The 8590-nt window shown below is 60.0% G+C and carries 11 protein-coding genes and 1 pseudogene; 5 read left to right on the top strand and 7 right to left on the bottom strand.

The window, feature by feature from the left end; genetic code table 11:
* The 5 genes from MAF45_RS05505 to MAF45_RS05485 all read left to right on the top strand — a co-directional run.
* Nucleotides 1-726 (top strand): IS3 family transposase (locus MAF45_RS05505; RefSeq protein WP_237978550.1); only part of this gene is annotated, 726 nt, incomplete at its 5' end.
* Between the two features lie 199 nt (nt 727-925).
* Nucleotides 926-1213 (top strand): hypothetical protein, encoded by a 288-nt coding sequence (locus tag MAF45_RS05500; protein WP_237978549.1) that lies wholly within the window; start codon nt 926-928, stop codon nt 1211-1213.
* Between the two features lie 356 nt (nt 1214-1569).
* Nucleotides 1570-1899 (top strand): hypothetical protein, encoded by a 330-nt coding sequence (locus MAF45_RS05495; protein ID WP_237978548.1) that lies wholly within the window; start codon nt 1570-1572, stop codon nt 1897-1899.
* A 30-nt stretch (nt 1900-1929) separates the two neighbouring features.
* Complete coding sequence (locus tag MAF45_RS11400) at nt 1930-3243, top strand: PBECR3 domain-containing polyvalent protein (protein ID WP_237978547.1); 1314 nt, start codon at nt 1930-1932, stop codon at nt 3241-3243.
* 64 nt (nt 3244-3307) lie between these two features.
* The gene (locus tag MAF45_RS05485; protein ID WP_237978546.1) at nt 3308-3484 is read left to right on the top strand and encodes a hypothetical protein; all 177 of its coding nucleotides are present in this window, start codon (nt 3308-3310) and stop codon (nt 3482-3484) included.
* A gap of 37 nt (nt 3485-3521) precedes the next feature.
* Here MAF45_RS05485 and MAF45_RS05480 read toward each other — a convergent pair whose 3' ends face one another.
* The 7 genes and pseudogenes from MAF45_RS05480 to MAF45_RS05455 all read right to left on the bottom strand — a co-directional run bounded on the left by MAF45_RS05480 (nt 3522) and on the right by MAF45_RS05455 (nt 8577).
* The gene (locus MAF45_RS05480) at nt 3522-4088 is read right to left on the bottom strand and encodes an IS3 family transposase (RefSeq protein WP_326520677.1); all 567 of its coding nucleotides are present in this window, start codon (nt 4086-4088) and stop codon (nt 3522-3524) included.
* 3 nt (nt 4089-4091) lie between these two features.
* A pseudogene (locus MAF45_RS11455) lies at nt 4092-4277 on the bottom strand (helix-turn-helix domain-containing protein); the annotation flags it as partial.
* Between the two features lie 70 nt (nt 4278-4347).
* Complete coding sequence (locus tag MAF45_RS05475) at nt 4348-4899, bottom strand: helix-turn-helix domain-containing protein (RefSeq protein ID WP_237978545.1); 552 nt, start codon at nt 4897-4899, stop codon at nt 4348-4350.
* Between the two features lie 81 nt (nt 4900-4980).
* Nucleotides 4981-5868 carry a formate dehydrogenase accessory sulfurtransferase FdhD gene (gene fdhD, locus MAF45_RS05470; protein ID WP_237978544.1) on the bottom strand — a complete coding sequence of 296 codons (888 nt, stop codon included), beginning with the start codon at nt 5866-5868 and terminating at the stop codon, nt 4981-4983.
* A gap of 47 nt (nt 5869-5915) precedes the next feature.
* Complete coding sequence (locus tag MAF45_RS05465) at nt 5916-6785, bottom strand: formate dehydrogenase accessory protein FdhE (protein WP_237978543.1); 870 nt, start codon at nt 6783-6785, stop codon at nt 5916-5918.
* Nucleotides 6786-6936: 151 nt separating this feature from the next.
* A complete protein-coding gene (locus MAF45_RS05460) occupies nt 6937-7668 on the bottom strand; it encodes a cytochrome b/b6 domain-containing protein (protein ID WP_237978542.1) in 732 nt (243 codons plus the stop codon).
* A gap of 12 nt (nt 7669-7680) precedes the next feature.
* Nucleotides 7681-8577, bottom strand: coding sequence for a 4Fe-4S dicluster domain-containing protein (locus MAF45_RS05455; protein WP_237978541.1), 897 nt, complete (start codon nt 8575-8577; stop codon nt 7681-7683).
* Between the last annotated feature and the right edge of the window lie 13 nt (nt 8578-8590).

Genomic DNA, 8590 nt, shown 5'->3' with positions numbered 1-8590 from the left:
ATTGGCCGCCGCCGCATGGGATCGCTTCTCAAGCGCCGCTTTGGAACAGAGGTGTGCGAGACCACCCTGCAGCGGGTCATGAACCGCCATCACTTGGGAGCTCTGATCCGTCGGACTCGCAAGGCCAAGCCTCAGGCTGGGAAGGCAACTCAGCAGCAACTCCCGGATAATATGCTCAATCGCCAGTTCTGCGCAGACAAGCCCATGTTTCGGCTGGTCACGGATGTTACGTACATCCCTTACTTTGAAAACGGCGAATGGCACTGGGGATACCTGTCCCTGGTCCAGGACCTGTTCGACCGGTCTATTGCTGCCTGGGTGTTCTCGAGGACCCAGGACACAGCGCTGGCGGTCGCCACTCTGCAGATCCTGTCGTTCCGCAAATTTGCTCCCGGAGCCATGCTTCACAGTGACCGCGGGAGCATCTATACCTCGGAGATCTTCCGGCAGCTGCTTGCTGATATGGGCGTGGCGCAAAGTTTCTCTCGCACGGCCAACTGCTATGACAATGCCACCATGGAGAGCTTCAACGGCACCTTTAAGGTCGAATCCCTGTATAACTCCCTGCTCAGCAGGGAGAAGCCGAGCTTCCAGGAACAGAATGACAGCATTGCCTTCTATATCGATTTTTACAACAACCGCCGGCCTTGCTCAGTGATCGGCAACGTCCCCCCGTCAGAGTACCGGCAGCAGCGCCAGAAGGAGAAACAGGAAACGCTGTCTTGAATGCTGCTGATTACGACAGAAATTTTTTCGAGAAATTGAAAAGCCGGATGCCTAAAATAATTCCGTCTTACATCTGTCCAAGAAATCCATACCAGTTCGAAAGAGATAGCGGAAGAGGCGAAAGCCAAGGCCGCGGACAAAGCAAGCGAAGAAGGTGTTGGCACCGGTGTACAGACGGCGACCAGCAAGGACACGACAAATGGAAAAAGCGCAGGACCAATCAAGCCTCGATTCGATACTCTCGACCCTGCAAATAAGCGTAACGCCTTTAGAGCGCTCGTCTTTAGCAATTTACGACGGAGATTCGGACTATCCCTACAGAACGGTACGGAGCGTCAAAAACGGCTGTCGTCTGTGTATCGAAGTGAATGGAAAGTGGCAGAGACCGGAGTACGCGGATCCGGTGGAGCCGATGGGGGCCGGGTATCCGTATTGGACGAAGGAAGAACTCGAGGACGCAATGGACGACGACTTTCTGTTCAGCTGAAGCCAATTGCGATATGGAGCCCGGGGCGTGGCGTTTCAGATGTCCTGAATGCCATAGCAAAAAAGGAGTCACGTTGCAAAGGAGCACGCGGCCAAGTTTGAGGAATTCTCCCCTACAAAAGAAGCGGCTCAAGCTTTCCAGAAAGCGATCCTCAATGTAAAAAAGGAACTTGGCCCTGTCGGCGCCTGCGTCGATGAGTCAACCGTTGCTGATCTCTTTAGGGACGACGTAGACCGGAGCAAGTATCGGATATTCCTGACCCACGATAAGAAGGCCGGCTTCATCATCAAGAATGGCGACGATCTCGTCTCCGTTTTTAGCAGTAATGACAGCGGGGCGGGCAGCGCCGTTATTGAATGCGCCATAGCCGCAGGCTCGACTGCTACGACACGATACTGCCGACCTTCTATGCCGCGCACGGTTTCCGCCATGTCGCCCGGCTCAAGTTCGATCCCAAATACGCCCCCGCCGATTGGGACTACAGCTTCTTCTCTGGAAAGGCAGACGTATCGGACGGCAAGGGCGGGACAAAGAAGTCGAAAAATTTCAATGATGGAAAGCCTGACATTATTTTCATGGTCTATGACAAGGACTCCAATGGGTTCTCGAGCCAGCTGGAGGATCTGCCAGAGACCGATGGCGCCAACTACGGTGAGCCCTACGTTTCCGACGCTGTAAAGAAATAAGCTAAAGCGAACAAGGCTGTCACTGAAACAGTGGACGCGGCCTCCACGCCTGCGCCTTCAGCCAAGGGACCTGCGGACGAAGAGCTTCATTCTCGCAAACAGCCCGCGCTAAGCAACGATGACGGATATCGCGGGAGCTACAACCCGCGCACCCACACCGTCACGCTGACGCGCGACGCGGATGTCACCACCGTCGTGCACGAGATGAGCCACGCTTATCTTGAGCGCCTGATGGAGATGTACGCCGCGGGCAAACTGCCTCGCCTGTTGGCCGTGGACGCCAAAGCGATCCTAGAGCATTTCGGAATCACGGCCGACGACTGGGCTGGCATGAGCACGGCGCAGAAGCGGAAGATCCACGAGTGGTTTGCATACAACAGCGAGATCTATCTCGGGCAGGGCAAAGCGCCGACGCTTCGCCTGACTCGGCTGTTCCACCGGTTCGCGACGTGGGTCCAGCAGGTCTACAAGGACGGCGGAAATGTCCAGCGCGTCCTTGGCATTATGTTTAAGGACGAGTTTGGCGAGCCCCTAGAGGTCCTGCCTAGAGCGGCAAAGCAGACGCTGGCCCACATGTACAGCGACTCGGCGCTGACCGGGCGCAAGTCGTGGGGGGCGAACGCTGTCACAGAGAAAAGAACAGAGCCCGCGGGAGAATTCAGACAAGGATGGATGAACGACAGATTTGCCGACGCAAAGAAGCGGATTGCTCGAATCGTCCAAAGAGTCAGAGATGGTCTGTCAACCAATGCGCACGGAAGAGATTCCTTTGAAGATTATCTGCAGGTCAGCGAAGAGACAGCGGAATGTATTGGTAAACTCGGATTTGATGTTCATGGTTACGTTCACAGCTTGACCGATGCCTCTGTTGCTCACGCCTTAGGACGGCATGGCAATCAGATGGAAGAAAGAGAAAATCAAATTCCCCTAACCGACTCGGATTTTTTTCGTTTGCCAGAGGTCGTTAATCGCCCTGACGAGATTGAATACGCGGGGAGGTCTGGGAATTCTGGGAATAACGTTCTGCGCTTCAGGAAGACCTTCCCAGACGGAACTAATATTTTCGTGGAAGAGATACGAACCGGCCGCAAGAAGCTCATGCTTCTCACGGCCTATAAGAAAGTTCCCACAGCACTGGATGCAAGACCTCAAAAGAGGAATCCCCCGCTCAAACGTCCGAAACGCTCTGCGAGCAACCTTCCTGAAGAAAAGATAACAGAATTTTCGGACGATAGCGAACTGAAACAGAAGAATGTTAGAGCAACGCGACTATGTCACACCAAACCAAGGGACTTTGACATAGGCTGGCAACGCGATTCTGTCACAAGCCGGCAATCGGCATGACAGTTCCCGGCAAAGCGACTTTGTCACACAATCAATTCAGAGAGCCTGTTTTTTAGGAGTCAATATGAAAAACTCGCTTCCTGAAAAAGTCCCGGGATCCAAAGTCAGTGCAGAGGAGATCTTCGGGCAAGTCGTCTACGGTCTGCTTTCTCCTCCGGAGGCGGCCAAAGTGATGAAACTGAGCGTGCGGCAGTTTTATCGCAGGCTGGCCGCTTGGAAAAGGGGTGAAGCTTTAGACTAACCCTTAAAGTTTAGACACTCTGTTTTTGAGTTGAATCTTATCCCAAAGCGCCCGCCATCCGTCGGGCGCTTTCATATTCTGCAGAGTATTCAGCAGGGGTTTTCCAGCCTGTGCGCTTGCTGATGCGCTCCTGGTTGTACCAGCGGATCATGTCCGGCAAGGCATCGATCAGTTCCTGAGCGGTTTTGAATTTCCGCTCCTGCCCGTAGAACAGCTCCACTTTGAGCCTCCCGAAGAAAATCTCGATGATTGCATTGTCAAGGCAGTTACCCTTGCGGCTCATGCTTTGCCGCATCCCCATCCGGGCCAGGGCACAGCGGTAAGTGCTGTGCTGGTACTGCCATCCCATGTCGCTGTGCAGCAGCGATCCTGCCAGGCTGACGCCGCGCGCATCCATGTTTCGCTTGAAGTCATCGAGCATGGCTTTGATCAGGGACAGGCTCTGGCAGGTGCCGCAGGAAAGCCCGGCAATCTCGCGGCTGTACAAGTCCATGATGGGCGAGAGGTACACCCACAGGCCATGGACGCTGAACATCGAGATGTCGGTGACGAAGCTCCTGAACGGAGTCGGCGGGTTGAAATCCCGCTTGAGCTCATTGGGAATGCATCAGTGCGCATCGCCCTTGCAGGAGCTGTACTTGCGCCGGGCAGTCCTGCCGGCGATGCCCATCTCCTTCATCAGCCTGTACACGGTCTTGCGGTCCAGGGAGAGGTCAGTCTCGGCCTTGAGGGCATGGGTCAGGCGGTCATACCCGTAGCAGCTCCTGTGGCACTTCCAGGTCTCCAGGATGCCCTGTTTGGCGGCGGCGTACTTGTCCGGGCCAGCGGATAGTTTCGCCTTAGTTCATCGATCGCTTTCACAATCAGCGCCCGCCGCTGCTTTTGAGTGAGTCGTGGACTAAGGCCTCGAATTTTTTTAACAGGTCAACCCTGCATTCGCGCTCCTCCTTAAATGCCTTGAGCAGGCCTGCCTGCTTCCTGCACAGTTCCTCGAGCTCCTGCCTGGTGGCTCCGGGCTTTATCTCCGGCAGCTTTTTGTCAAGCGGGTCAGGAGCCCGGGACCTGGGATTCTTTGGCCGACGGCCGCGCCGCACCGGCAGGGGCTTTCCGCTTCTTGCTTTCTTCAAGACGACACTGAGGCTGCCTGTGTTCTTGAAGCCATATTTGATGCAGGCTTGCAACAGCGATAATCCGTTGTCCAGGTCGGAAAAGATGCTCTGAAGCAGCTCCTCAGTGATTTCAGGCGACTTGTAAGCGGGATCGTAGAGCTCGCGGCAGCCGGCCTTCTCAAATGCCACCCAGGAATCCACCTGCGTTGCGGCAATGCCGAAATGGCGGGCGGCGCCTGAGTTGGCGCGCCTCGCGGCGTATTTGACGACATTGATGCGTTCTTGGAAGGTGAGGCGTTTGACCATGGTAGACACTCCTTTTGAATAATAGGGGGTGTCTTAACTTTTTGGGTCAGTCTACTTGCAGCCCCCCCTTCCTCGGGGCGCTCAAAGCCCGATCAGGCGCTCGGGGTGCGAGTAGACGTTGGCGCTGCCCCTGCGGCAGAAGCCCGCGAGCGTCATTCCGGCTTTTCGGGCCAGGTCGATCGCAAGCCCCGTGGGGGCGGAGACGGCCAGCAGGATCTCTACGCCGCAGAGCGCCGCCTTCTGAACCATCTCAAAGGACGCCCGGGAGCTGATCAGCAGCGCCCCGTGGCGCCAGCCCTTCTGCACCCGCATGCCGAGCAGCTTGTCGAGGGCCACGTGCCGGCCCACGTCCTCGGCCCCTCCGGCAAGCGACCCGTCCGGGCTGATCCAGACGGCGGCATGGGTGCAGCCGGTGAGGCTGCCCAGCTGCTCGACCTTCTTCAGGTACCTGAGGGCGCCTTCGTAGTGCCTCATGCTGAAGGTCTCCTCGCGGCCCACGGGCCCCGCAGCGTGCGTGACGCCGCGCAGGCTCTCGATGCCGCAGATCCCGCAGCCCGTGCGGCCGGCCATCGAGCGGCGGTGATCCTTCAGCTTCCAGAAGCATTCGGAGGAAATCCGCATCGACACTTCGTATCCCCCGCAGGCCTGCCTCGCCTCAATGTCGTAGAGGCAGGAAGCGTCGGGGATGATGCCTTCTGACAGGGAGAACCCGAGCCCGAAAGCCTCCAGGTCCTTCGGAACGGCCATCATCACGGCGTGCGATATCCCGTTGTAGACCAGCGCCACGGGGGCCTCTTCGGCCACCCAGTCCGTTTCATCGGCCGGAGCGTTCATGCGGCGCATGCCTACGGTGCGCGCTCCCATCAGCTTGACCTCCGGGCCGCCCTCGGGCGCGTCGCTCAAGGTCCCCGCGCCGAAGCCTGCCGCCGCGGCGCAGACCTCCATTGCTTCGTTTTCCCAGACGTTCATGGCCGGATCTCCCCAGTGTGTTTTCTGCCAGTCACAAAAGCCGCGGCTCAGCGCCGGGGTTGCCCGGCGTAGAAGGCCTCGAGCCCCGACATCACGATTTCCTCCACCTCGGGGGTGAACCGTTCGGAGTCTTTGGAAAAGACCGTGGGGAAGGCGCTTCCGCAGTGCCTGCACAGGTGCAGCCGGTGCTCTTCGTCGGCCTCGTCATGGACGTAGGAGAGGTCGGAGACGACTTGGGTGCCGCAGTGCGCGCAGCGGATCCGCTCGAAAAGCCAGTCGGCCCCGCAGCAGGTGCAGTAGAGGCGCTTGACGCTGCCGTTGCTCTGGGTCTCGGCCACGCAGGCCACGGCGGCCTCCGAGCCGCAGACCGGGCAGCGAAGCGGCCGGTTGTGGTGGGCGTAGTCCCGGATGAGCGGATCGATCCGCCTCGAGGCCGCGTCAGCCGCGGCTTCGAGGAACACCCGCAGCGTGAGGCCCAGGACGGGCAGCACGTAGGAGTCCAGCGCGGGCAGCCCGGCGGCTTTTTCCTCCACCTCGGCGAGCCACGCCATCGGATCCCGGGCGGCCAGCTGCAGCGCGGAGGCATCCGCATAGGCGGAAAAATCGACGGCCTCGAGCGCCCCGGACTCCTGCGGCCCGAGCCCCCCGCGCAGGGCGGCGGCGATTTCCCCGGCGGCCTCGAGGAACTGCCCGGGGTCGATCTCCGGGGCTCTCGCCGACAGCAGGCTCGCGCGCCCGAGGGCGGCCGACTTGATCTCCTGATCCGACCATTCGGGCGCCGGGCGGTCGAGCCTCGCCCTAAGCTCCGCGGCCTTGAGGAGCGCCGGGGCGAAGGCCCTCAGATTGGCGCGGACGCTCTCGTCCTTGTGCGAGGCGTAGTGCGTGACGGCTTTTTCAATTTTCTTTGCGTTGAGCATCAGGAAAATCTCCTTTTCTTGTTTTTAAGGCGAGGCTTTTGGGGGGCCTGCGTCTGGAAAGAAGCCGCTTCATGCGGGCCTTCAGGGCTTCTTTCCGGACGGGCCTCCCGCCCGGAGAACCGGAGCGGGAGGCGCCCCTTGAGTTTCAGGCTCAGGCCTTTCCTTCCTTTTCGTCCTTCACTTCAGTGACGTTCTTGCCCAGCGCGAGCTCCTGGTTCGCCCAGTAGCCCCAGTGGTAGGCGGCGTCGGCCTCGCTCACCTTGCCGTCGCCCCACATGATCCGGGCGGTGCCGCGGTAGGGCTGCCAGATGCCCGCGCCGAGGTAGATGTGCGCGAGGCTCAGGATCACCGTGAGGCAGAAGAAGACGTCGTGGACCAGCCGGGCCGCGAGCAGCGTCTCGGCGCCGAAGGCCACTTTGGCGCCCCCGCCGGGCAGCAGCCCGGTGTTGAGCCAGAGCACGAGGCCCGAGAGCGCCATGAACAGGCAGCAGAACACGAGTCCGCCGTCAGCCAGCCTCTGGGCGGACTTCACGTGGTGCTGCGGGGGCATGTGCACCTTCGCGGGCGCAAACAGGTAAAGCGGGAACTTCATCGCCCAGGCGACGTCGTCCTTGTCCCACTTGCCGAAGATGTCCTCCTTGAAGAGCTTGGCGGCTCCCTTAGGGGACCTGAGCAGCGAGTAGATCGGGAAAAGGATGAAGGGTATGGCGATGATGCGGTGCAGGACCCTCATCACGTGGGTGAAGCGCCCGCCCATCAGGTCTCCGCCCAGGCTCGGGACGAAGACGAAGACGCCCGTGACGGCGAGCCCGATGCAGGCGATGGCCACCACGCCGTGCGTGACCCGGGTGAGCAGCGAATGGCGCTGGATGTAACGTGTCATGATCGGCTCTCCTTATTTTCCAGACGCTTCTTTTTCAAGAAGTTCCTTGACTTCGCGGTCCGCCTTCGCGCGCTGCTCAGGCGTCCAGCTCTTCTTGGCCTCCTCGAGCGAGACCTTCTTCCTGCGGTAGCCGGCTGCGGCGGCAAACGAAACCGCGAGCCCGGCCACGACGGCGGCGGTCCCCACGCCCGTGACGGCCTTCATGCCGCGGATGGCGCCGAGCACGGCCTTCGGATGCGGGTCAGTGGGCAGCCCGTAGGCCTCGTGGCCGTACTGGCAGACCGTGAGGATGTGCAGGCCGCCGCATTCCTTCTCGCCGTAGAGCTCGGCCTTTTCGAATCCCTTTTTCTTCAGGAATTCGACCCTGGCGCGCCCGGCGGCGATCATCTTCTCGCGCGGCCCGAACTTGAGCGCTTCGGGCTGGCAGGTCTTCACGCAGGCGGGGACGCCGCCCTCCTCGATGCGGTCCATGCACAGCGTGCACTTGTCGACGATCCCGTCGCCGGGGCGGTAGCGGGGCACGTCGAAGGGGCAGCCGCTCTGGCAGAAGGTGCAGCCGTTGCACTTTTCCGGGTCAATGGCGACGATGCCGTTTTCCTTCTTGTAGAGGGCGCCCGAAGAGCAGGCCTTCACGCAGCCCGCGTCCGTGCAGTGGAAGCACGAGCGGCGGCCGATCGCCAGGTTGATCGGATGGTACTTGTCGCCCGACTCGGTCTCCTTGAAGGTCATGATGAGCCGGGTGTCGCCGTTTAAATCCGGCGGGCACTGGTAGGACCCCGTGAAGGGCGTGGCGTTGAGCCCCAGCGGGGACGGAAGGACGTTCCACTGCTTGCAGGCGACCTGGCAGCCCTTGCAGCCCGTGCAGTGCGAAGCGTCGAAAAGTATGGCGACTTCCTTGTTGTTAGCCATCTGTATCTCCTAA

Origin of the sequence: Mesosutterella porci (assembly GCF_022134585.1) — a bacterium.
Lineage (GTDB): Bacteria > Pseudomonadota > Gammaproteobacteria > Burkholderiales > Burkholderiaceae_F > Mesosutterella > Mesosutterella porci.
Note: the sequence above shows the minus strand (reverse complement) of the source record. Positions and strands in the feature narration are given on the sequence as shown.